General features: G+C 68.4%; 15 protein-coding genes, 1 tRNA gene and 1 pseudogene. 7 read left to right on the top strand and 10 right to left on the bottom strand.

Features of this window, described 5'->3' with window-relative positions; translation table 11 throughout:
• Positions 1-89: 89 nt before the first annotated feature.
• The gene (locus HKK74_RS13540) at positions 90-431 is read right to left on the bottom strand and encodes a metallopeptidase family protein (RefSeq protein WP_312881466.1); all 342 of its coding nucleotides are present in this window, start codon (positions 429-431) and stop codon (positions 90-92) included.
• A gap of 10 nt (positions 432-441) precedes the next feature.
• On the opposite strand from HKK74_RS13540, the gene HKK74_RS13545 reads away from it, so the two are divergent.
• Both HKK74_RS13545 and HKK74_RS13550 read left to right on the top strand, forming a co-directional pair.
• Positions 442-2,127 (top strand): metallophosphoesterase family protein, encoded by a 1,686-nt coding sequence (locus tag HKK74_RS13545; RefSeq protein WP_312881467.1) that lies wholly within the window; start codon positions 442-444, stop codon positions 2,125-2,127.
• A gap of 89 nt (positions 2,128-2,216) precedes the next feature.
• Positions 2,217-2,289: transfer RNA gene (locus tag HKK74_RS13550), tRNA-Glu, on the top strand.
• Between the two features lie 53 nt (positions 2,290-2,342).
• Here the strand turns inward: HKK74_RS13550 and HKK74_RS13555 are convergent.
• Together HKK74_RS13555 and HKK74_RS13560 are read right to left on the bottom strand one after the other, a co-directional pair.
• Positions 2,343-2,501 (bottom strand): hypothetical protein, encoded by a 159-nt coding sequence (locus HKK74_RS13555; RefSeq protein WP_187243576.1) that lies wholly within the window; start codon positions 2,499-2,501, stop codon positions 2,343-2,345.
• A 268-nt stretch (positions 2,502-2,769) separates the two neighbouring features.
• Positions 2,770-3,309 carry a hypothetical protein gene (locus tag HKK74_RS13560; protein ID WP_187243531.1) on the bottom strand — a complete coding sequence of 180 codons (540 nt, stop codon included), beginning with the start codon at positions 3,307-3,309 and terminating at the stop codon, positions 2,770-2,772.
• Positions 3,310-3,390: 81 nt separating this feature from the next.
• Between HKK74_RS13560 and HKK74_RS13565 the strand changes: the two genes are divergently transcribed.
• Positions 3,391-3,657, top strand: a complete 267-nt coding sequence (locus HKK74_RS13565; RefSeq protein ID WP_187243532.1) for a hypothetical protein — start codon at positions 3,391-3,393, stop codon at positions 3,655-3,657.
• Between the two features lie 205 nt (positions 3,658-3,862).
• Positions 3,863-4,729: a hypothetical protein gene (locus tag HKK74_RS13570; protein ID WP_187243533.1), complete on the top strand. Its 867-nt coding sequence runs from the start codon at positions 3,863-3,865 to the stop codon at positions 4,727-4,729.
• 141 nt (positions 4,730-4,870) lie between these two features.
• Here HKK74_RS13570 and HKK74_RS39850 read toward each other — a convergent pair.
• Positions 4,871-5,055: pseudogene (locus HKK74_RS39850) on the bottom strand (haloacid dehalogenase type II); the annotation flags it as partial.
• Here HKK74_RS39850 and HKK74_RS13575 point away from each other — a divergent pair.
• Entirely contained in the window at positions 5,017-5,244 is a 228-nt protein-coding gene (locus HKK74_RS13575) for a hypothetical protein (RefSeq protein WP_187243534.1), read from the top strand. The pseudogene HKK74_RS39850 and the gene HKK74_RS13575 overlap by 39 nt on opposite strands.
• Before the next feature lie 1,073 nt (positions 5,245-6,317).
• Positions 6,318-8,513 (top strand): PKD domain-containing protein, encoded by a 2,196-nt coding sequence (locus HKK74_RS13580; protein WP_187243535.1) that lies wholly within the window; start codon positions 6,318-6,320, stop codon positions 8,511-8,513.
• Between the two features lie 166 nt (positions 8,514-8,679).
• Here HKK74_RS13580 and HKK74_RS13585 read toward each other — a convergent pair whose 3' ends face one another.
• A complete protein-coding gene (locus HKK74_RS13585; RefSeq protein ID WP_187243536.1) occupies positions 8,680-9,570 on the bottom strand; it encodes an NAD(P)-dependent oxidoreductase in 891 nt (296 codons plus the stop codon).
• Positions 9,563-10,459, bottom strand: coding sequence for an NAD(P)-dependent oxidoreductase (locus tag HKK74_RS13590; RefSeq protein WP_187243537.1), 897 nt, complete (start codon positions 10,457-10,459; stop codon positions 9,563-9,565). Before HKK74_RS13590 ends, HKK74_RS13585 begins: the two co-directional genes overlap by 8 nt.
• Before the next feature lie 153 nt (positions 10,460-10,612).
• On the opposite strand from HKK74_RS13590, the gene HKK74_RS13595 reads away from it, so the two are divergent.
• Positions 10,613-13,807 carry an AfsR/SARP family transcriptional regulator gene (locus HKK74_RS13595; protein WP_187243538.1) on the top strand — a complete coding sequence of 1,065 codons (3,195 nt, stop codon included), beginning with the start codon at positions 10,613-10,615 and terminating at the stop codon, positions 13,805-13,807.
• Positions 13,808-13,849: 42 nt separating this feature from the next.
• On the opposite strand, the gene HKK74_RS13600 is transcribed toward HKK74_RS13595, so the two are convergent.
• From HKK74_RS13600 to HKK74_RS13610, 4 genes are all read right to left on the bottom strand, one after another.
• The gene (locus tag HKK74_RS13600) at positions 13,850-16,834 is read right to left on the bottom strand and encodes a WD40 repeat domain-containing protein (RefSeq protein WP_187243539.1); all 2,985 of its coding nucleotides are present in this window, start codon (positions 16,832-16,834) and stop codon (positions 13,850-13,852) included.
• Between the two features lie 252 nt (positions 16,835-17,086).
• A complete protein-coding gene (locus HKK74_RS13605; RefSeq protein WP_222722219.1) occupies positions 17,087-21,424 on the bottom strand; it encodes a discoidin domain-containing protein in 4,338 nt (1,445 codons plus the stop codon).
• Between the two features lie 251 nt (positions 21,425-21,675).
• Entirely contained in the window at positions 21,676-21,864 is a 189-nt protein-coding gene (locus HKK74_RS42170; RefSeq protein WP_486303388.1) for a hypothetical protein, read from the bottom strand.
• 49 nt (positions 21,865-21,913) lie between these two features.
• Entirely contained in the window at positions 21,914-22,468 is a 555-nt protein-coding gene (locus tag HKK74_RS13610; RefSeq protein ID WP_222722220.1) for a DUF6529 family protein, read from the bottom strand.
• Positions 22,469-22,500 lie beyond the last annotated feature (32 nt).

The following is a 22,500-nucleotide window of genomic DNA, read 5'->3' on the forward strand; positions in this document are numbered from 1 at the left end:
CGTGCCGAGCGGCTACCACACAATAACTCACGCTGCGTGGCAGTTATGTGACCTACCGTACCCAATTGCGGGCGGGATTGGCGGTTTGATCACCAACCGAGTTCGTGGAGTCGCTCATCGTCGATGCCGAAGTGGTGCGCGATCTCGTGGACGACCGTGATCCGGACCTCGTCCACGACGTCTTCGAAGGTGTCGCAGATACGTAGAATCTCGCGACGGTATATCGAGATGTGATCGGGCAGGACGGCTCCGTACCAGTCGCCGCGATCAGTCAGGGGTACACCGTGGTACAGGCCGAGCAGTCCCGGCTCGGGGGCGTCGTCCTCGACGAGGATCACCACGTTGTTCATGACCTCGGCGAGGTCGGATGGGATCGTGTCAAGGGCTTCGGCCACTAGGTCCTCGAACGCGTCACGAGATAGCTCGATCACAACTGCCATTGTGCGTGAGACGGGAGACGATGTGGTCATCGCAAGTGCCAGGGAACGACTTTCCGACGTGAGCCGCATCCGCGGCCCGGGCCGCGACACGCGGTCCGGAAGGTCACTGCGGATCCTGGCCGTGATCGTGGTGGGGCTCGGCGGCGGCCTCATCGGGATCCTGCTGGGCGGCCGGGTCGAGACTCCCGTCGGCCCGGTGAACGTCGCGATGTCCGTACACCCCTCGTGGAACGGCGGCACGACCGTCGACGTGCCGCCGCTCGGCACACTGCGGATGGACAGCCACTGGGGACCGCTGCGGCTCCGGGCACAGGTCGCCGAGATCCGCTCCGACGACGCGCGCCAGCTCATCGAGGACCCCGCGGCGATCGACGGCCTCACCGAGACGATCGGCGGCGAGGTACGGCACGGCGTCATCGTGCTCGCCGTACGGGCGCTCGCCTTCGCGTTGGTCTTCGGGGCGCTGGCCGGGCTCCTGGTCTTCCGGTCCTGGCGGGTGGCCCTGGTCACGGCGACGACCGCGCTGGTGGGCTTCGCGATGGTCGGCGGGCTCGCCGTGGTGACCTTCAACCCACAGTCGGTGGTCGAGCCGCGCTACACGGGCCTGCTGACCAGCGCGCCACAGGTCGTCGGCGACGCGAGGTCGATCGCGAGGCGGTTCTCGGAGTACCGGGGACAACTCGCCCGCCTGGTCGGCAACGTCTCCCGCCTGTACGCGGCGACCTCGACACTGCCCACGTACGAACCCGACCCGACGACGATCCGGGTGCTGCACGTCTCCGACATCCACCTCAACCCGGTGGCGTGGAGCGTGATCGGCTCGATCAGCAAGCAGTTCCAGGTACAGATGATCATCGATACCGGGGACCTGACCGACCACGGGAGCAAGCCCGAGGAGAAGTTCCTCGACGAGATCGAGAAGCTCAAGCTGCCGTACGTCTTCATCCGCGGCAACCACGACTCGCGGGCGACCGAGCGGGCGGTGGGCAAGCAGAAGAACGCTGTGGTCCTGGACGGGCAGATGAAGGACATCGGGGGGCTGCGCGTCTACGGCGCCGGAGACTCGCGCTTCACCCCCGACAAGAGCACCCGGGACGACAACGTGGGCGCGGCGGCGATGACGGCCGAGGGACAGCGGCTCGCCCAGGGGCTGCGCGGTACGGGGCTCAGGCCGGATATCGCGCTCCTGCACGATCCCAGCGTGGGCCAGGCCTTCGACGGGGCGACGCCGCTGGTGCTGTCCGGCCACACGCACCAGCGGTCGACCAAGCTGCTCCCGTCCGGCACCCGCCTGTTCGTCCAGGGCTCGACCGGCGGCGCCGGGCTTCGCGGCCTCGAAGGCGAACAGCCCACCCCGATCGAGCTGTCGATCCTCTACTTCGACCGGACGACCCACCGGCTGCAGGGCTGGGACGACTTCCGGCTCGGCGGGCTGGGCCAGACCTCGGCGCAGATCGAGCGCAAGCTCGAGCCTCAGCCCGACCGGCAGATCAAGCCACCGGTGCCGCAGAGCCCCTCGGTGACGCCCGGGTCTCCGTCCGGCACCCCCGGGTCTCCGTCCGAGACTCCCGGATCGCCGGCCGGCACCCCGGAGCCCGAGCCGTCCGCCCCGAGGGCACTGCCGGTGGCTCCGGCACCGGCGCTCCTGCTGCCGATCCCCTGGGTCGTCGCGCGGCGGCGAGGATGAGGGCCACAGGGGGATTCGTTTTAGTGTCGGGGGCGCTTGTCCCCTATGCTTGGCAAGTCCGGTGACGACCACAGGTCGCCACTGCAGCCGCCCCCATCGTCTAGCGGCCTAGGACGCCGCCCTTTCAAGGCGGTAGCACGGGTTCGAATCCCGTTGGGGGCACATCCCACATAGGCCCAGATCAGAGACATAATCTCTGTCTGGGCCTCGTCCGTTCAGGACGCGTTCTTGCGCTTCCGTGCCCGTTGCGTGCCCGATCGGCTCTTGCCCGTCTTCTTCAGTTCCGCCTTGGTCATCGCGCTGAGCGTGTCCGCGATCTCCTGGTGACGCTCCTGCGTGGCGTGCAGATAGATCACGGCCGCTCTGACCGCCATCACCGGGTCCGCGCCGCCGCCACCGATTCACCACCGCAGGCCCGCCGGCCAACTCGCATCGCTCGCCCCTACGGGATGCCTACGGCATTGGACGGCAGCCCCGCTCCCCATCGCGCCGGGTTGCGGTTCGTACATGCCTCCGGCGGGGGCACTCAGGCTCCGGGATGGCCGACCAAGCCCACTGTCGCAAGGTCTGTCAGGGGTCAAGGTGGAAGCCTGGTCATCCCGTCAGGAGGAGCTGTGGCGTAGGCGTGCCCGAAAAGAGCGATCAGGCCGTAATCTCCAGGAACATCGCCTGTAGTTCGCGAGTCGCGGCCTGGAGATCGTGCCAGTCGGGATCCGTGACGGCATCCTCCCAGAACACGTACATCTGGCCCGACCGCGTCCAGACCAGAAGGTCGACGATCTGTGAAAACGTCGACGGGGCGAAACGTGGGATGAGGTCGTCCTCAACGATCGTGCGCAGTTCGCGACCCGCCACCAGGCCCAGCCAGGTCGCCGCAGCGCTTGCTGACTGGCCAATCACGTGCAGCTCTGGGTCCTGGTCTTCGACCACGCTCATCTCTGTCAGATGGTCGTAGATCGCATCGGCGTCAACCGGCTCCCCATCGGCGGCCCGACGGATCCCTTGCACCGCCTCCGAAGTCGAAAGCGCCGGCTCGTCGCAGAAGTCCGCCTCCTGCTGCTCCAGGCGTTCGAGCAGGGGGGCGATTAGCCCGTAAAGGCGGGCGAGTTGTTCGCCCGGAGGCAGATCATCAGCGAACTCATCGATGGATCTAAGGAGGTCGGGGTACGTCGTATCCGTCATGCGAGCCTGAATAGCATGCGCGGCTGACATCTCTTTAACCAAGATCGAACTTGACCCACCCCGAGTTCGTGGTGGGTCATTTTGTTAGCTTTCGCGTCGGTTCATGGTGAACAGTCCGGGTTCTGGTTCGGTGAGGATGTCTCGGCCGACCAGGCGCTTGAGCTTGGCGCGGGTTCGATTCCCGTCACCCACTCCACCACGAAGGCCCAGGTCAGGGACATGATCCCCAAGGGCGGGGCCAGCGCGGAGATCACGCCGCCGACCCGGCCGGGGGATCAGGAAGGCGAGATCGCGCAGCTGGCGGCGGCCGACAAGCTGACCGACCGGGTGCTGTGCGCCGACCGCTGAGGCGCGGTGGGGCGCGGAAATGCCCCAAATGTCGGGAGAAGGCTCATGCAAGCGTGGATCGCTTAACGATCTCGTGTTTCTCTCCCCGAAGGGGCGCGTTGTATTCGGGTTTCGTTGTCACCGTAGATCATGCACTATGTTCCCGGGTCGGCTTCCGCGCACATATTCGGGAAGTCGGCGGTGACGCCCGCCCGAGGAGCTTTCTGTGACAGGTCCCGCTCGTCCGCCGTGGGGACAAGGTGGACAACGGCCGCCCCCCATCCCGCCGCAGTACCCGCCTCCGCAGTACCCGCCGCCACAATGGCAGCCGGGGCCCCAGCCGCCCCCGCGTCCACCGACGCGCGCGGGACGGATTCTCCGGAGGCTGAACCCGTTCCTGGCCGCGCGGGCCGCGTTCCGGCCCTCCCGGCCGGGCCTGATCGTCGATTCGCGCGTCCGGAGGCTGCAGGTCGCCCGTGCCTGGGCGGGCATCGTGGTGACGCTCGCCGTGGCCGTGGTCTACAGCGCCGCCGCTCCCAAGGAGCTGGCGAGTGAGCGGTTCAATGACGCCTGGACCAACGTCCTGATTCTCACCTGCGCTCTGCCGCTGGTCGTAGGTGCCTTCATCCTGGTCGCCCGGCCGCCGAACCGGGGCGTGTTCGCGCGCCGGATCCGCTACCCGCTGATCGCGGTTGGGGCGATATTCTGCTCCATGTTCACCTTCGTGCTCGCGGCCGTGCCCGATCTCGAAGGTCTGCGCGAAGCGGTCGGGCCGGTCGTTCTGATCCCCGGTGGCGTGATCTTGTTCCTCTGGATGCTCCCCTTCGCGATCTACGGCATCGTCCTGTCGCTGACCAACGTGTTCCGGACGGCCGACATCCACGAGGTGGTGCCGCCCCTGGTGAGCGTTTCGGCGTCCTGGGTAATGGCCCTGGTCAACCTGTTCACCGACGCCTACAAGGAAGTGCCGGGCATCTTGGCCGTGGCGCTGCTCCTGGGGGCGCCACTGACGGTATCCACGCTCGCCCACTACGAGCTTCGCAGACTGCGCCGCCTGCACGGCATCACGTTGCGCAACACGCTGTTGCGCTGACTCCATGCCGCCGGTGGCCCCGGCCGCGCCCCACCGAGGGCACGGCCGGGGCGGCCTGTCATGCCTTGTCGGCGTCCAGCTTGCCGGCCGGCCGATACCCGCCTCGCTGCAGGGCAGCCCTTCCTGTCCGGAGCGAGATGGCTAGCGGTCGAGAATCGCAGCCACAAGATCGGCGAGGCTGGCGGTGTGGTAGTCGAATGTGTCGGTGGCAAGAGGTGGGTCTCCGACCGGCCGTTGGCATAGGCCGTGCGCAGTCCCAGTACTTGTGCGCCCCGGAGGTCCCATGCGTGAGCGGCGACCATGAGAACGCGCTCCGGTGCACCACCGCCGGCGTGGCCGCCCTCGTCGCCGTCGCCGCCACGCACACCGCCGCCCAACCCGAACCCGGCTCGACCACCGCGCTTCTGGCCGGCTACCGCCTCGGATTGCTCGTGAGCGCGGGCATCGCCGCCGGCGCACTCGGCATGCTCGCCTTCGGCCGCCGAGCCCGGAACGCCATCCCCTCCCCGGGATAAGTGGCCGCGACCACCGAGCACCGAGCACCGAGCACCGATGAGTTCGCCCCGGTCGCGATGTTGCACTATCGCAACTGACGATCGACAAGGAAGATGTCGCGAACATCTTATGAAAGGCACGCATCAAAGAAATCGACTCCGAAAGGCACATATATGAACCCGGACGCTCTGGGAGCCTGCTTCGGCGAAGCCCAGAAAGAGCTCTCTGAAAAGGCACCGGTCGGTGGACGCACCATTCCTGTCTCGCCGGCCCGGTGCAGCGAGACGACAGCATCACCCTGGGCGAATACGACAGCGCTGAGATATGGCTCACCCCATGGTCTCCCGAGATCCAATCGAACCGCTCGAACTCTGACGAGGTCCGCGCCACACCGGGTCGATCAGAATCACCCACGCTGGCGTTGTCACATCTCCAGTTCGAGGCCCTGCTGTCGGCCGCACATGCGTCGGTCAACCCGAACGACTTCGCCTTGATCGCAAGGCTCGGCGTGCTCGGCGCCGCGGATCTTCAAGGCCACCAGGACCGACATCAACGACCTGGGCACGGAACACAGTCACCGGTCCTGCGCATGGTCGGCACGGGAGCCCGGAGGTTCCGGGGCCGCTCTGACCCAGATGGGCGGTACGCGGCTCGCTGTCGCTGAGGGCTCTCAGTCTGGAATTGCGGCGCGCGCTGGCCGGATCCGGCCAATATCGAGGTGGTCGAGGTGGAGTTTTCCACGTTGGCGCACTTCATGGCTGCGAGCCGGTGAGGGGTCTTTGAGTCGGCCTAAAACGGGAGATTAGGGCACTAGCCCCTTATCGGTAACGGAATGTACATTCCAGCCGGAACGCCCAGGAGCCCGAGGTTGGGTCTCCACCCATGGACATCCAGGTCATTGGGACCTGGATGCCGGTGTGCGGGCGTGCCTAGGAAGGAATCCTTGATGGTGGGCAGAGCACGAGCATTGCTGATTGCGATGGTCGTGGTGGCCTCCGTATTCGCGGTACCGCGAATCGCGCAGGCCGGGGTATACGAACAAGCACCCAGCGTCACGTGTCACTCGCAGACTCAGCCGCGATTCGCCGAGGAGATGACCGACCTCATGCGGATCGCGACGAACGTCGGGACGGTCACCCGTCCCAATGGCCCGCAACCGCCGGGCATCGCCTTCTACGATCACGTCACCCGCACCGAGTGCTACACCCCGACGAACAGGCTCTACAAGACCGCCAGTGTGGTCAAAGCCTCGATCCTCGGAGCGCTGCTGCAAAGGCCCCAGGAGCTCAGCGCCGGCGAACGCGAGCTTGTCGAAAAGGTGTTCACCGACCGGTTCGCCAGCACTGATGCCGCGGGCGAGTTGTGGAAGATCCTGGACTGCGGCAAGGACGACACCGGCTCGGTGCGGCCGTGCAGGGCAATGTGGGACTTCTGGGCGGCCGCTGGGATGACCGACACGTCCGCCTCCGACACAGGCGCGTTCGGCGAGACTTCAACCACCGCGCGGGACCAGGTCAAGCTGCTCAAACTGTTCACCGGCCATGACGACGGCGTCATCAACCGTGAGCGCCGTGCCTACGCGCTCGACCTGATGAAGCGGGCCGAACCCCGGTTCGGCGTCCCCTCGTTCGCTCCGCCGGGGACGGTGCAGCGACTCAAGGTTGGCTACGCCAATCTCAACGATGGTGACTACGCCTTCCGGGTCCACTCCATCGGTCAGATCGAGGGCGGCCCGCAGGCGTACAACTACCTGATGGCGATCCTCACTGATCAAAATGATGAGGTGAACATTCCGGGTTGGCCCTACGACTGGCCGTACAACGGCGAACAGCGGGTCAACGACATCAGCGAACAGCTCAACTGCGGGGTCCGCGAACTGAACGGCGACGGCTCCTGCTGGAGCTTCAAGAAGGAGGAGTGCTCCGTCTCCCCGCCGGAACAGCACTGCAGTACCGTCCATCCGCTCCGGTCCCACCGCAGCCAGCATTGGGTTCGGGTGTCGATGCCCAACCTTCTCGGGACGACGGTGCATTGGCGACTCAAGGACGCGGCCAACGGTGTGATCGTTGATGAGGGCGATGCCGTCGGTGGGCCGGACTGCGTCTGCGAAAAGACGGTGTACGGGCTGTACGGCAGCTACATCCTGTTGGTGGACAGGGATGTCGCCAACCCGCACCCATTGGGCGGGACCATCCTCAATTACACCGGCGACCCGGAGCCCGGCGCCAACCAGCCGCCGGTGGTGTACGCGGGACCCGACGTCAGCGGTGATGAAGGCTCGCCCATTGCGGTTCATGGCTTCGCGAACGATGACGACGGCATGCCGCAGGTGAACTGGTCGGTCCAGCCCGGGGAAGGCGTCGACCCCGGCGGGTCGTGCACCGTCATCGACCCGAGTGCGCCGATCACACAGCTGACCTGCAACGACGACGGCACGTTCGTGCTCACCATGTCAGCCAACGACGGCAGGCACGGGGCGGTCACCGACACGGCGCTCGTGCACGTGAAGAACGTCGCCCCGATACTCGGCGGCACTGCCCGTGCGGCATCGGCCGAAGACACACCAGGGATACAGACGCCTCGTCCTTGGCAGGCGTTCGAGGTGGGCACCCCGGTGCAGATGACGGCCAACTTCACCGACCCCGGCAGTAACGACACCCACGTCTGCGCGGCCGAATGGGACGACGGCACGTCGGATTCCGTCACCTCCACGGGCCACTCGTGCACCATCACGCATACCTTCGATGAGCCGGGCATGTACACGATCAAGGCGAAGGTGACCGACGACGACGGCGGCACCATCGACAAGAGCGTGCTCGTGGTCGTCTACGACCCCGACGGGGGGTTCGCGACCAGCGGAGCTCAACTCGATTCACCGGTAGGCGCGCTGGCGTCGGCCCCTGGGGCAGGCGGGAAGTTGAGCGTCCAGGCCAACCCTGCCTACAAGCCCGGTGACACCGGGCCTATCCCGGGCAGTGGCAAGGTGCAGGCTCGACTGGACGGCACCGACTTCTCGTTCGCCGCGACCGACCTGCAGTGGCTGGTCGTCGCGCCAGACGAGCAGGTGGCCGTCAAGGGCACCGGCACCGTCAACGGCGAGGCCGGCTTCGGGTTCGTGCTCTACGGCTACGACGATCCCGACAAGCTCCGCCTCGTGGTGTGGTCCACAACCGACGGCGAGAACCCCGGTGGGAAGGTGCTCTACGACAACCGCAGAGGCGCCGACTATGACCTGGACCTGGCGGAACCCCAGGCCCTGACGGGAGGCTCCTTCCAAGCGCACCTATGACCTGCCTGGCTTAGGCACGGCTTCCCGACGACCGGACGAGCGGTGGCGGCACGACCCACTGGGCCGTGCCGCCACCCACTGGTTACGACGCTTGAACGAACGTGCGCCACGGCGGAGTCACCTCTCGACAGAACCGCACGTTGCCCAGCCGACCCACGCTCTGCGTTCATCGCTCCGCAGTGCCTCGTGATCTCAGCAGCTCGAACACGCTGGAGAAGCTGTCCCGCCCGTGGCCGTCGGCTGACCGCCTGTCGAGCAGGGCCTTCAGCGGTTCATGGACGTCGGTGGCGATATCGCTGGCTCTGCTGAGCTGGATGAGGCTGTCGACCCCGGCCCGGTTCAGGTCGACCGTGGAGACCCCATCCGCATACGCCGCTGATCCCGCCTCGCGCGCCAGCTCGGGCAGGAACCCGGCCATCCCGTGGAGCCATCGGGCCGCCAGCGGGGCGAACATTTCAGGGGTGGTACCCACCGAGCCGAGCAGTGCCGCGGCATGCAGAAACCCGGTGAGGGCAGCGTATCCGGTGCCCAGCAGGGCCAGGTCGTGGACTTCCGCAGAACCGGCGTCCGTGCCGAAGTAGTGTGCCGGCGCCATCACTTCCAGCTCGCGTCGGTAAGTGGTGAAGGCACGCTGGGATCCGCTGTAGAGGAAGAAGGCCTCCGGGGTGGCGACGGTCTCGGGGAGGGCCATCATGGCGCCGTCGAGGTAGTCGGCGCCGTGTCCGGCGGCCCAGGCGGCCAGCTCACGGGCGTGGTCGGGGGTGCTGTTGGCAAGGTTCACCAGGGTACGGCCCTGCAACGCGGAGGCGGTGGGTCCGAGGGCCTGCCGTACCGCGTCGTGGTCGAGGAGCGGGGCGATCACCAGTTGGCCGGCCGCGACCGCCTCGGTGGTGGTTGTCGCGCGGATGGCGCCCTGTGCGACGAGTGCGTCGGCTTTGGCGGCGGTGCGGTTCCATACGGTGGTCGGGTAACCGGCGTTGAGGAACGCGGAGGCAATCGGGGCGCCCATCCGGCCGAGACCGAGAACCGTGACGTGTGGCTTCGTCTGCTCAGGCATTCCGCTCGCCCTTCGTGATCGTCTCGATGACGCTGGCGATGCCGCTGGAGCCGTGTCCGGTGGTCGCCGCCCGATCCAGCAGGTTCCCGATCAGCTCCGGCACGTCGGTGCCGATACCGCGGGCCCTGCTGGTGTCCAGGAGGTGCTCCATCGCTGCCGCGTGCACCTCCACGGTGCCGTCGTCGTCCGGGAAGCGGCCGCCCTCGATCTGGCGGGCGTGGCCTGCCATCAGCGAGGTGACGAACGGCATGTGCCCCGTCGCCACCGCCGCGAAGGCGGCCGGGGCGACGCCTGCCGTGCCCACCAGTGCGACGGCGTGGTAAAAGCCCGCCAGCGCCCCCCAGGCCAAACCGAACAGCGCCGTGTCGTACACCGGGGCCAGCGCCGGATCGGCGCCGAGGTGCACGGAGTTGCCCAGGCTCGCCAACACCACCCGGTGGGTTGCGAAGGCCTTCGGGGAGCCGCTGAAGACGAACAGCGCCTCGGGCCGCCCGACAAGCCGTGTGCCGCTCATGGCAGCGCCGTCGAGGTAGTCGGCGCCGTGCCCGGCCGCCCAGTCGGCACTCCGGACGGCATCCTCCGGAGTGCCGGAGGTCAGGTTTACCAGCGCCCGGCCGGGCAGGCGCTTCGCCACCGGCTCGAGCAGGTCGCTTACGGTTGGGTAGTCCGGCAGGCAGACCACGACCAGGGGACTCGCGGCGACCGCCTCTTCCACGGTCGCCGCACGGACGGCGCCCTGGGCGACGAGTGCGTCGGCCTTCGCGGCGGAGCGGTTCCATACGGTCGTGGCATGGCCGGCGACGAGGAAAGCCTGGGCGAGCCGGGTCCCCATCTGCCCCAGGCCGAGCACCGACACCGTGGACCGCTCGTGGTTCTCGTTCTCCGACATGAGGTGACTCCTGGTTCCTTGTTCCTTCGGCTGACTTCACCGGACGGTTCGTTCGGTGTGCCCTCACCGTGCCGGGCGGCGCTGGCGGGACTCTGTCGAGCCGCTGTCGGTCGCCGGACGGCCGCTGGCGGTCCGACCGATTACCGTGCAGCCATGTACTTCTCCGTGCTCGGCCCGCTCACCGCCCGGACGACTGCCGGACACGCGGTCGACGTCCCCGAAGCGAAGGTGCGCGCACTGCTTGCCGCTCTGCTCGTCCACGTGGGGCATACGGTCTCGGCCGACCGGCTCGTGGACGATCTATGGGGCGATCGGCTGCCCGCAAACCCGGCCGGTGCCCTGCAGACGAAGGTCTCGCGGCTACGCCGTGCCCTGGCGCGGGCCGAACCCGGGGCCGAGACGCTGGTGGAGTCGAGGCCCCCGGGATATCTGCTGCGTATCGGCCCCGGGGATATGGACTCCCACCGGTTCACCGACCTGACCGCTACCGCGTACGGCGCCGAGGACCCGCGCTCCAGGGCGGACCTGCTGACCGAAGCGCTGGCGCTGTGGACGGGGGAAGCCTTCGCCGACCTGGGCGATCTGGAGTTTCTGCGCACCGCGGCCGGACGCCTTGAAGAGCAGCGCCTCACCGCCCTGGAAGCACTCGCCGAGGCCCGCCTCGAACTGGGCGAACACCACACGCTGGTCGGGGAGTTGGGTGAGCTGGCGGTCCGCCACCCACTGCGGGAGCGGCTGCGCGCCGTCCAACTCCGGGCGCTGTACCGGGCCGGACGGCAGTCCGAAGCACTGGCCGCCTATGCCGAGCTGCGGAAGCAACTGGCCGACGAGCTCGGCGTGAACCCCGGGCCGGAACTGACCGCCCTCCACCAGGCGATCCTCGAACACGATGCGGCCCTTGAGGCGGCCCCTGCCTCCCGAAAGCCCCCGGCCCCCCGACAGAAGAGGTATGGCGACCTGGCGGCTCCGCTCACCGACCTGATCGGCAGGAAGAAGGCGGTGTCCGCGATAGGTGAACTGCTCACCACTCACCGGCTGGTGACGCTGACGGGCCCCGGCGGGGTCGGCAAGACCCGCCTCGCGGAGGAGGTCGCCGGACAGGCGGCCGGTGCCTATCCCGACGGCGTCCGGATGGTCGGCCTCGCCGGATCCACCGAGGTGGCCGAGCAACTGAGCGCCGCCCTGGGCGTACGGGAAGAGGGAGCAGTGGGACTGGAGGACGCGCTGCGGTCAAGGCGGCTCCTGCTGATCCTCGACAACTGCGAGCACGTCATCGACTCGGCAGCCGACGTCGTGCGCCGGATCCTGGCCGCCGCGCCCGGGCTGAGCGTCCTGGCCACCAGCAGGGAACCTCTCGGCCTGGCCGGAGAGGTGGTGTGGGCCGCGCCGCCACTGTCGCAAGCCGACGCTGAGCAGCTGTTCGCCGTACGCGCCGCGGCCGCCGCGCCCGGATTCGTCGTCACCGAGCACAACGCGGAGGCCGTCGCGACGATCTGCCGCCGCCTCGACCGCATACCTCTGGCCCTGGAACTGGCCGCCACCCGGGTCCGTGCACTGGGAGTGCACGAGCTGTCCGCCCGCCTTGACGACAGGTTCCGTCTCCTTGCCGGCGGCCACCGCGGCGTGCCACCGCGCCAGCGGACCCTCCGGGCGGTGATCGACTGGAGCTGGGAGCTGCTCACCGACGACGAGCGGAAGCTCCTGCGCGGCCTGGCGGCCTTCGCCGACGGCTGCACCCTCGAAACGGCCGAGGCGGTGTGCCGCGGCGATGGCCAGGACGTCCTCGACCCGCTGATCCGCCTTGTGGACCGCTCGCTCGTCACCGTGGCCGACGGCCGTCGCTACCGGCTGCCAGAATCGATAGCGGCCTACGCCCTTGAACGCCTGGCGGAGGCAGGCGAGTCCGAGGCCCTCCACCTACGCCACCACGCCTACTACACCGAACTGGCCGAACAGGCCGCGGCCCAACTCCACGGCCCTGAGCAGCAGACCTGGCTGACCCGCCTCGACCACGAAAGCGCCAACCTGCGCATGGCCCTGAAACGCGCCGTGCAGCGGAAGGACGCGACCGGGGCCCTGCGCATAGCGCTCGCCTCGACCTGGTACTGGTTCCTACGCGGCCGACTGAGCGAGGCCCGGCGATCGCTGGACGAAACCCTGCACATCACCGGCGACGCCCACGCGATCCTCCGTTCCCAAGCCGCCCTCTGGTACGCCGGATTCACCCTGCTGGCCGGGGAGGGACGGAACGACACGGTCCATCCGCCCGAGGTGACGGTCGACGGCCGAGCCGGTGGCGCACGTGCCGCATGGTTCCTCGGCTACGCCTCGCTCAGCGCGGGTGAAGACCTGGCCCACAGCGAGACTCTGGTGGACCGTGCCCTGACCGACTTCCGTACAGCCGGCGACCGCTGGGGAATCGCCGCGGCACAGAGCACCCGGGCCACCCAGGCCCTGCTGCGGGGCGACCTCACCGCACTGCGCCAGAGTGCCGAGGACGGCCACGCGCTCTTCGAAGAACTCGGCGATCGCTGGGGACGGTTGCAGACTACCTATCCATTGGCAGCACTGGCCGCGATCACCGGCGACTACACGCACGCCGCACGACTGCACCAGGATGGTCTCCGCCTGGCCGAGGAACTGGGCTTCTGGACAGACGCCGCCGACCGGCTCACCGGGCTGGGCAGGGTCGCCCTCCTGACCGGTGACTTCCCTCAGGCCACCAAGCTCCACCGCAAGGCGATGGCCCTGGCCGCCGAACACGGCTACGCGGCGGGCGAGATCCACGCCGAAATCGGCCTCGCCCTCGGAGCCCGGCGCGGGGGCGACTTCGACCTCGCCGAGAAGCACCTCCGCAGAACCCTCGCATGGCATCGCGAAGTCGACTTCGGCCCCGGCCCCGCACTTCTCCTTGCCGAACTCGGCTTCCTCGCCGAACAACGCGGCGACGCACCCGCGGCCCTCTCCCTGCACCACCAAGGCCTCGCCGTCGCCCGTGACAGCGGCGATCCCCGGGCCCTCGCCCTCGCTCACGAGGGCCTCGCCGGGGCATACGCCCTCGCGGGTCAACCCGTGCAGGCCGCCCGCCTCCTGGGCACAGCCACCCGGGCGCGGGAATCCTCCGGCGCCCCGCTCCCGGAGGCCGAGCGCGGCGATGTCGAGCGCATCACGGCCAAGGTCCTCTCGACGCTGGGCACAGAGATGTTCGCTGCTGAGTTCTCCGCCGGCGTCGACGACAATCCCAACGTAGGACGCCACGGCGGGGGGACGAGTAGGAGCAATGCTCAAGACCTGTGGATCGGCCTCGGGTCGGGCGCGAAGGGCGTACCTTCCCGAGTGATCGATTGAAGGTCACCGAGTAGGCCGGCGTTGCACCGCCGGCTGGGAAGGCTAGAACGGAGGCCGGTTGAAACCGGTGTAGAGGAGCCAGATCGCGCCGAACGCCGACGAGGGACGGTCGTTGAAGTCGCCGCGCTCCGGCAGCAGTTCCAGGAGGTCGAGGACGGCGGTGATGTGCCCGCACTCCGCGGCGCTCTCGATCAGCTGCTCGATCGGGTGCTCGCGCTGCGAGTGCGGTATGCCCTGGATCCCGGCGTAGCGCCTGGCCAGTTCCCGGACGTCCTGATCGGTCGGCGTCGGGGGCCGGAATGGCGGCGTGCCCCGGCGGGCCAGCTCGACGAGCTCGTCGCCGATCGCCCAGTTGTGGTTGCCCCAGGTCTCCATCAGGTCGGCGCGTCCATGCTCGGCAAGGACCGTCAGCACCTCGTACGGGACGTCCCAGCCGGGCAGGCTCTGGAACTCACGGGCCAGGTCGAGGCGGCCGGTGCGCAGCAGGAACACCAGCCACTCCGCCTCCGAGAAGAAGCTGCCGCTCGGATGCCCGGCGCGGTCGTCCAGGAGGGCGCGTACGAGGTCGTCGCGTCCGCACTCCAGCATCGAGTGCATGACGGCGACGTGGTCTTGCCACGCGTTGGGCTCGATGGTGATGGACGCGCGGGCGTGCTGGAACCACTGCTCGGCGGTGCCCGTCTCGCCCAGCGCCTGGCAGGCCGCGCCGAACGAGGCTGACCTGTCGGCCTCGAACATCTTCTGGTCCACCGAGGGGGACAGCGACTGGGCGAGGGAGAACGCGGTGCGGGCGGAACGGGTGTCCCCGGCCCGGGCGAGGATCACGGCGACGTCGGATGCCGCGGCGAGGCGGTCCGCCGGTTCGGGGATGTCACCGACCAGGATCATCGCTGCCTCGGGCTCGCCGTGCCGGGCGCGCAGCCGGGCGGCGGCCCGCAGGTGATCGCCGATGTGGGAGCCCCAGCTGTACCGGTCGAGGTCGGCGAGCGAACCACGCGCCGCCTCGAACAGGTCGTCCACGCTCGCGGTGTTCGGAGGCGGCCACTCCGCGGGCTCATCGCCGTCCATCTCCTCCACCTCCTCGCGGTACTCGCGGAGGAGTTCGCCGTCCTCGGAGTCCAGGACGTCGGCGGCGGTGAGGGCGTCGGGCAAAACGCGAAGCTCACCCCAGCGCACCGGCCAGGCGTGGCGCCGCCCGACGCCCCAGGCGAGGAGGGAGTCCAGCTCGTCCTCGCTGCCCTCCGGAGCGATCACGGCGTCGGGCTGGAGGGTCATCGCCCAGTTGTCCTCATCGAGGGCGAAGACCTGCCCCTCGAACTTCTCGACGAGCTCGCCCTCCACCGGACGCGGGCCCGGCGGGACGTACAGGGAGTAGAAGTCGCCGATGACCTTGCCGGTCTCGACCTTGACGAACTGCATGACCACGTCGTCGAGCAGCACCAGCGTGTCGTCCGCGCCCCAGTACACGGTGTCGGCGCCCCCGGCGAGCACGCTCTGGAGCAGCCGGGGGTTCGCCGGGTCGGCGAACGACCAGATCTCGGCGGACCCCTCGATGTTCAGGAAGGCGGCCCGTTCCCCGCCCGGAGCCCAGGCCCAGGCGTTGTGGTCACCCTCCCGGTCCCCCCACCCCGAATGCGGAACCTGGGCGCTGAAGACCAGGCGGTCGTCGTCGAAGACGTGGACGCCTCCCGTCTCGGCGGTGCCCGTGGGAGGTGTCAGGACGGCGAGCCGGTTGATGACGCGGCCGGGCGCCCAGTGCAGCGAGACGGGCTTGCCGAGCGCGAAGGGGCCGCAGCGGATCCGCCCGGTGGACGCGTCGCGCAGGAACAGGCCGCGGCGAGTGACGGCGGCGACGAGACTGCCGTCCGGGCTGAGCCGGGCGAACTTGCCGGGCGCGTACCAGACGACCTCGCGCGTCCTGGCGTCCACGCTGATGGCGTTGGCCCCGAACAGCCGGGTGCCGTCGGGCGACCACACCGGGTCATCGATCCACTGCCCGACCTTCCATTCGCCGTCGCCGTCGTCGCGCTGGGCGAAGTCGTCCCGCACGGCCTCGGGTAGTCGGCGCGCCATCAGGTACGGGTGGTCGGTCTCCACGTGGTTGGGCAGCCACCTCAGGCGGCCGCGATCCAGCGGGACGATGCAGCCCTGGAGCCCGCCGTCGCCGTTGGTGCCGCAGTGGAAGTAGACGCTGCGCCCGTCGGGAGAGAGCGCGAACTCCGACGGGCGGGAGTTGCCGTCCGACACGTCGATCGTGGCGAGCCGCTCACCGTCGAAGGTCCAGACCCCCACCATGTTCGTGCAGTGGGCCATGGCGATGCGGGACGAGTCGGCCGACCACTGGATCGTGCGCTGATAGCCGGGCCATCCGATTCCGCCCTCGATGCGGCGCACGGTGTTGACGCACCGTCCGGTCGCGACCTCCCAGATCTGCAGGACGCCACCCGCGTCGTAGTCGTCGCCGACCCAGCTACCGGTGGCCAAGTAGCGGCCGTCCGGGCTCATCGCGTGGGCAATGATCTCCGTGTCGTGGCCGTACGGTTGCAGGAGCCTCGCCACACCGGCGTCGATCAGCCGCCGGGTGGCCAGCCGGTGAGCGTCGGTCACGCCCTCAGCGCGCTCCAGCTCGGCCAGCCGGGCACGCAGCGGCGGGACGTCGCGTTCGGGTGTGAAGGCCGACCAGTCGGCCCCGTCCAAGAGCGCGTACACCGCGCCAGAGCCCTGCGCCCCTGCCAACTCCGAAGCCGGCAGGAACGGCCGAGGAGGCGCCGCGGCCGGAGGAGCGACGCTTTCTTCCCGCTCCAGCATGCCGATCAGTGCGTCTTCATCGAGGTACGGCGTGCGGAGCATCGCGTCGGTGCGGGGAATGGGCCCCCGTTCACCGGGGGCGAGAAAGATGAGGTCGGTCTCCTCGGTCACCTCGTCCGCCAACCGCACGCCGAGCGCCTGAAGCCGCCGTATCGCCGACTCCCTCTCGATCTCCCAGAAGTCCCCGTACAGCACGACCGTGCGCCCCCGCAGCTTCATGATCAACGTACCTTACCGGCGGGAGCCGACATCGCCCGCGCAATGCGGAAGTCCATGACATTCTCGGTCGCTGGCCGACATATCCGGTACCTACTCGGCGGCCTCTTACACGAATACGCCCAGGTCGCATGAGGTGACACATCATTCGGCACCCACACGCCCGGCGGCGGGGTCCGGTTCAATTGAGACGACCAGCCATGAGCACGCTCCTGGCTGGTCGTCTCTCCTTGTGCTCACCCAGAGCAGAAGCGGCTAGCCGCCCGTGATCACGAAGCCGGAACCCGGTTGGATGACGATGTTGCCGTCAGCCGAGTTGGTGATGGTCACGTTGGTCAGCGTGGCGCTCCCTCGAGCACCGCTCATGGCCAGAATGCCGGCACCGTTGTTGGACTTGTCGATCTTGACATTGCTGACCACGACGCCCGGCATGTTGCCGCCGCCGGTCTTGAACTGGATGCCGTCGTACGTCGAGTCGTAGATGTCGGTGTCCCGGATGGTGACGCCGGTGATGTCCCTGCTCGCCGCGAACAGCGTGATGGCCCCGAACTCCTGGTCCTCGTTCCAGAAGACGCCGCCGCCACGGTGGATCGCGTTGTTGGCGATCAGGGTCGTTCCCGAGAACGGCAGGGGGTCGTGGTCGGTCGCCAGCATGATGCCGGGGTAGTTCATCGTGTCGTAGACCAGGTTGTTCTCAATCGTGTTGCCGTAGCCGCCGTAGATCGCGATGCCGGTGGCCCGCCAGGGCAGCTGGATCGTGTTGTTGACGAAGTGGTTGTCGTGGGCGATGTCCACCGACGTGTCCTTGACGTACCGGTTGGCCCAGACCGCCAGGGAGTCGTCGCCGGTGGTGCGGAACGAGGAGTTGAACACCTTGGAGTTCCGCGTGCCGTTAGTGAAGTTGATGCCGTCGGCGTAGGTGTCGCGGATGCGCATGCCGCTGAACTGCAGCCCGTCGGCCGGGCCCCACAGCGCCGGGATGTTGTCGTAGTCACGACCCACCCAGACGCCCACGTTGGCGTGCTCGATCCAGACATTGGTGATCTTGGTGCCCTCGCCGAATCGGCCGTTCAGGCCGACACCGCCCTCGTCGTTGCCGTCGCCGCCGCGGATCCGGCCGGAGCCGAAGATGGCGATGTCGGAGATCTGGGTGTTCTTGTCGATGTCGAAGCCGAAGTTGCCCTCGTGCGGGTGGTTGATGCCGCCGGCGTCCTGCGGCTCGGTCAGGGTGTAGAGCTGGGAGTACCACATTCCCGCGCCCTTGATCGTGACGTTGCTGATGCCCACCTGGTTGTACTGACCCCGGTTCAGCGGGTCGTCGGTGAGGATCTTCTGCTCCTGCCGCCACTGGCCCGGGGGAATCCAGACGCAGCTGATGACACCGTTCTGGTCGTCGGTCACGGCCCGCTGGATGGCGGTCGTGTCGTCGAGCCCGTCGTCCGGCACCGCACCGTAGGCCGTGATCGAGGTGCAGTCCGCCGGCTTGGCCGCCGGGGGCGCCACCTGCTCCAGGTCGATCATGTCGACGATGTAGAAGGAGGCCGTGTCGGAGGCGTCACGCTGCAACTTGAACTTGGTGCCGGCCGGATAAGACGTCGACAGCAGCGCGTGCGCCTCGTCGAACAGCCGCCGGGCGTCGGCCTGGGGAGTGTTCGTCAGTGCTTCGGGCCCGTCGGTGTTCCCGTACAGCCAGCTGTGGCGGGACGAGAGGTTCAGCTTCTGGGCGAAGGTCCCGTTGATGTACAGGCTGAGGGTGGCGTCGATGCCGCCGCCGCTCGGAGCGTCGGGGATGGAGTTGCGCACGACGATCGAGTTGGAGGCGTTGGTCGAGGTGAACTCGACGTACTGGCCCGTGCTGTTCAGCCGCACCGACTGCCGCCCGGAGGACTCCGTGGCGAAGTTGGTGTGCCCGAAGGTGCGCAGCGGGTCGGCCACCAGGAGTGTTCCCTGGTAGCTCGCGGCTTCGGCTTCGTACTCGGTCCACGGAACCGCGGCCCCGCGCCCGACCACGATCGCCTGTGAGAACCCGTTGTTGGTCTCGTTGGTCTCGGTGAGCACGTTGGTCGCGTCGGCCGTGGCGGTGATCGTGGCGCCGCCGCTGGTGGCGGTCCAGGTGCCGCTGATGGCCACGTTGACCGTCGCGCCTGCGGCGATCGCCGGGGTGGTGCCGTTGAGCGTGGTGCCGCCCACCACGATCCTGGTGACCGAACTCGCCCCGGTCGCGCTGATGCCGCGGTTCTTCACCGTCACGGTGAAGCTGACCGGTGCGCCGACGGCCGGGTTCGCCGGGTTGGTGGTGATGCCGAGAACCTGCAGGTCCGGGCCAGGAGCCTCGGTGACGACCAGCGGCGCGCCGCCGTCGTAGCTGTTGTTCAGCTCGTTGAGCTCGACGATCGCGTCGGTCTCGTCGACCTTGGCGCTCACCGGATAGCTCCCCGCGTCCCGGGGCGGGATGCTGACCGTGACCGGAGCGGACGCGCCGGCGGCGAGTGCGCCGACCGCCACGGTGCCGACCCTGGTGCCGGTCAGGTAGAGGCCGGCGGTGGTGGCGGGCGAGTTCGCCGTGCCGATGTTCTTCACCGTGGCCTTGAGCGTGACCGCGTCGGTCTCGATCGGGGCGGCCGGCGTGAACGAGGTGTCGGTGATGGTCAGGTCGGGCGTCGGCGCGGGGACGCCGATGACCTGGAACTCGGCGACCTGACCCGCTCCCGCGCCGGAGTTCGTCGTGATCTTGAGCTGCACCTCGGAGTAACGGCCGCTGACCGGGATGGTCACCGTGTTGCCGTCGGCCGGGGCGAAGTTCTTTACAGCCGGGCCGGCCAGGCTGACGTACGAGCCGGTGCCATTGCGCCCGAGCACCTCGATGGTCTGGGTGCGGGGGCCCCAGGCGTTGTCGGGGTTGAGCTTGACCACGACCGAGCTGAGGTCGGCCTGAACCCGCAGGTTCACCGTGAGGAGGTTGGGGTATCCGCCGCCGCCCTCCCAGTAGGTGGTGACGCTGCCGTCGTTCGCGTTGGTCGGGACGAAGCTGAGGATCGAGCCCGACGCGGTGATCGGCTTGCCGACCGCCAGGTTCGAGCCGTCCGCCACGGTCCCGTTGCGGGTGACGGTGTTGGACTGGTTCGAGATGTTGTTCGCGGCGTCCTTGGCCTTGACGTAGTAGACCACCGTCGCGGTGTCGGGCTGGTTGTCGGTGTAGGTGAGCACGTTGCCCGCCACACTGGCGCGAAGCGATTCGTTGGCGTAGACGTCATAACCGGTCACGCCCACCGCGTCCGAGGAAGCCGACCAGGTCAGCTTGATCTGACCGGCCGCAGGCTGGGTGTACGCCAGGTTCCCCGGTGCGGTCGGCGCCGTGCGGTCCGTGGTGTCGCCCGGCCGGGTGACGGTGTTGCTCTGGGTCGAGGTGTTGCCCGCGGCGTCCCTGGCCTTGACGTAGTAGTTGACCGTCGCGCTGGTGGGCTGCGCGTCGGTGTAGGTCAGGACGTTGCCCGCGACGCTCGTACGGAGCGTGCCATTGGCGTAGACGTCATAGCCGGTCACGCCGACGAGGTCGGTGGCGGCCGTCCAGGTCAGCTTGACCTGGCCCGGGGTCGTCTCGGTGTAGGCGAGGTTTCCGGGGGCGGTCGGCGGCGTGTCGTCGATGGGGCCGCTCACGCCGTAGACCTCGAACTCGGAGATCTGGCCGGCCGGCCAACCGGTGTTCGCGGTGATGTTGAGCCGCAGGTACCGGGTCGTCGCGGCGGTGAAGTTGATCGTCACCGTGTTCCCGGCGGCCGGGTTGAAGCTGTAGCCCGCCGAGGCGACGATCTCGGAGAAGCCGGTGTTGTTCGTGCTGCCCTGGACGGTGAGGGTCTGCGTCCTGGTCTCCCAGCCGGTGGGGAGCTTGAGGACGGCCTTGTTCACCGACACGGCGGAGCCCAGGTCGACCTGGACCCACTGCGGGAACACATTGTTGGTGCTCTCCCAGTAGCTCGCCTGATCACCGTCGCCGGCCCGGGACGCGGGAAAGCCCGCGCTGCTGGCCGAGAACGTCTTGCCCGCGGCGAGGTTCGGCGAAGTGGGAACCGTGCTCACACCGTGCACTTCGAGCTCGGAGAGCTGCGCGGCCGCCCAGCCGGTGTTGGCGGTGATGTTCACCCGGACGTACCGGGCGCTCGCGGCGGTGAAGTTGATCGTCACCACGTTGCTGGAGGCCGGGTCGAAGGAGTACCCGGCCGACCCGATGAGGTTCGTGAACGTCGAGCCGTTGGTGCTCCCCTGCACCGACAGCGTCTGGGTCCTGCTCCCCCAACCGGCTGGGAGCTTCAACACGACCTGGTCGACGTCGGTGGCCGAGCCGAGGTCCACCTGGGCCCATTGGGGCAGCGTGGTGCCGGAGCTCTCCCAGTAGGTGGCCTGGTTGCCATCGTTGACGTTGCCGGGGTTGTACGGGTTGTTAGAGCTGCTGGCCGTAGCAGGTTTTCCCGCGGCGAGGTTGGGGCCTCCGGCCGCAGCGGCCGGCGACGACGACATCGCCACCGCTGTGGATCCGATGAGGGCCATCACGGCGGTGGCCGCGATCACCCTCAGCCGACTGTGCTTGGTGCGCATCGCGTTCCGTGCCTCTCTTGGAACGACGGCTGACGGAAATGCGGCAGCCGCCCAATGGGGGTGGGGACACGTGCCCTGTGACGGGCAGGTGGGACGCAGCTTGAACATAAGTAATCCGACAGGTGTGCGCAATACTTCAACAAAAATTCGCAAAAATGCTGATAGCCAACCGCAAAAGACGAGGTCAGAACAATCCCGCGCGGGATGTCGCGGACGGCGGCCGGGCTCCGACCATGAGGTGAAAGCGGAGCTCAACGGGAGACAAGATCACGAGGAAGGTCATTCCAGCGCTCTGCGCTCGCCTTGTCCGCGAACGTGTTCGGCGCCGGACGGTCGTTGCCGTCAGGGCCGGGATAGCGCGCCTGATAGCGCCCAGCTCCCTGCAGGGTGGGCGAAGTCGCACGCCAGCAGTCCAGATGCCTGGCATCACGCCAGGTCAGTGAGCCCCTGCGCGGCGCCGACCCGAGCCCGACCGTGGTCTGCTGACTGCTACGGCTGGGTGAACTGCCAGAGCGCTCCTGAGGACCACAGGGTCACGATGAGGGTGACCAGGGTGCCGCCGGCGAGTGGCAACGCCCAGCCGGGAAGGTGCCGGCTGCGGACGAGGAGTACCTTCGCGGCGAATGCGCCGTAGAAGAAGCAGCCGGCGAGGGAGTGCAGGGCGACCCGGGCGCTGCTCGTCTGTACTCCGTAGGCGGTGATGCAGTGGTAGGCGATGGGCAGGGAGAGTGCGAACAGCACGGCTCCGCCGATGCGGTGGGCGGGGTGTACCGGGCGGGGGGCGGCACCGGCGCCGGGTAGCCGTTGGTACATCCACAGCGCCAAGGTGAGCTGGTAGAGGGCGAGCCCTAGCAGGCCGGTGCCGAGCTGGGCCTTCAGAACGTTCGCGTCGTCACCGCGGCGTCCGAACAGGCTGCTGGCGAAGTCCGGCGTGTGTATCCGGCCGAACGCGAACAAGGCTGCCGCGATGGCGAGGGCGAGGCCGGCGGCTGCCGTCAGCCGCCGGCCGGCCGTGCGGGGGAACATCCTCCGCGTTGCTCCCATGTTCGTCTGATCCTTCCGTGTCCCGGTCGTCG

Source organism: Actinomadura alba (assembly GCF_014323705.1).
In the GTDB taxonomy this organism is placed as follows: Bacteria; Actinomycetota; Actinomycetes; order Streptosporangiales; family Streptosporangiaceae; genus Actinomadura_C; species Actinomadura_C alba.

Excerpts from the sequence above, each read along its gene's own strand:
- HKK74_RS13605 (WP_222722219.1), bottom strand. The coding sequence starts at position 21,424 with ATGCGCACCAAGCACAGTCGGCTGAGGGTGATCGCGGCCACCGCCGTG.
- HKK74_RS13560 (WP_187243531.1), bottom strand. The coding sequence starts at position 3,309 with ATGACGGATACGACGTACCCCGACCTCCTTAGATCCATCGATGAGTTC.
- HKK74_RS13595 (WP_187243538.1), top strand. The coding sequence starts at position 10,613 with ATGTACTTCTCCGTGCTCGGCCCGCTCACCGCCCGGACGACTGCCGGA.
- HKK74_RS13600 (WP_187243539.1), bottom strand. The coding sequence starts at position 16,834 with ATGAAGCTGCGGGGGCGCACGGTCGTGCTGTACGGGGACTTCTGGGAG.
- HKK74_RS13580 (WP_187243535.1), top strand. The coding sequence starts at position 6,318 with ATGACCGACCTCATGCGGATCGCGACGAACGTCGGGACGGTCACCCGT.
- HKK74_RS13585 (WP_187243536.1), bottom strand. The coding sequence starts at position 9,570 with ATGCCTGAGCAGACGAAGCCACACGTCACGGTTCTCGGTCTCGGCCGG.
- HKK74_RS13555 (WP_187243576.1), bottom strand. The coding sequence starts at position 2,501 with ATGGCGGTCAGAGCGGCCGTGATCTATCTGCACGCCACGCAGGAGCGT.
- HKK74_RS13590 (WP_187243537.1), bottom strand. The coding sequence starts at position 10,459 with ATGTCGGAGAACGAGAACCACGAGCGGTCCACGGTGTCGGTGCTCGGC.
- HKK74_RS13610 (WP_222722220.1), bottom strand. The coding sequence starts at position 22,468 with ATGGGAGCAACGCGGAGGATGTTCCCCCGCACGGCCGGCCGGCGGCTG.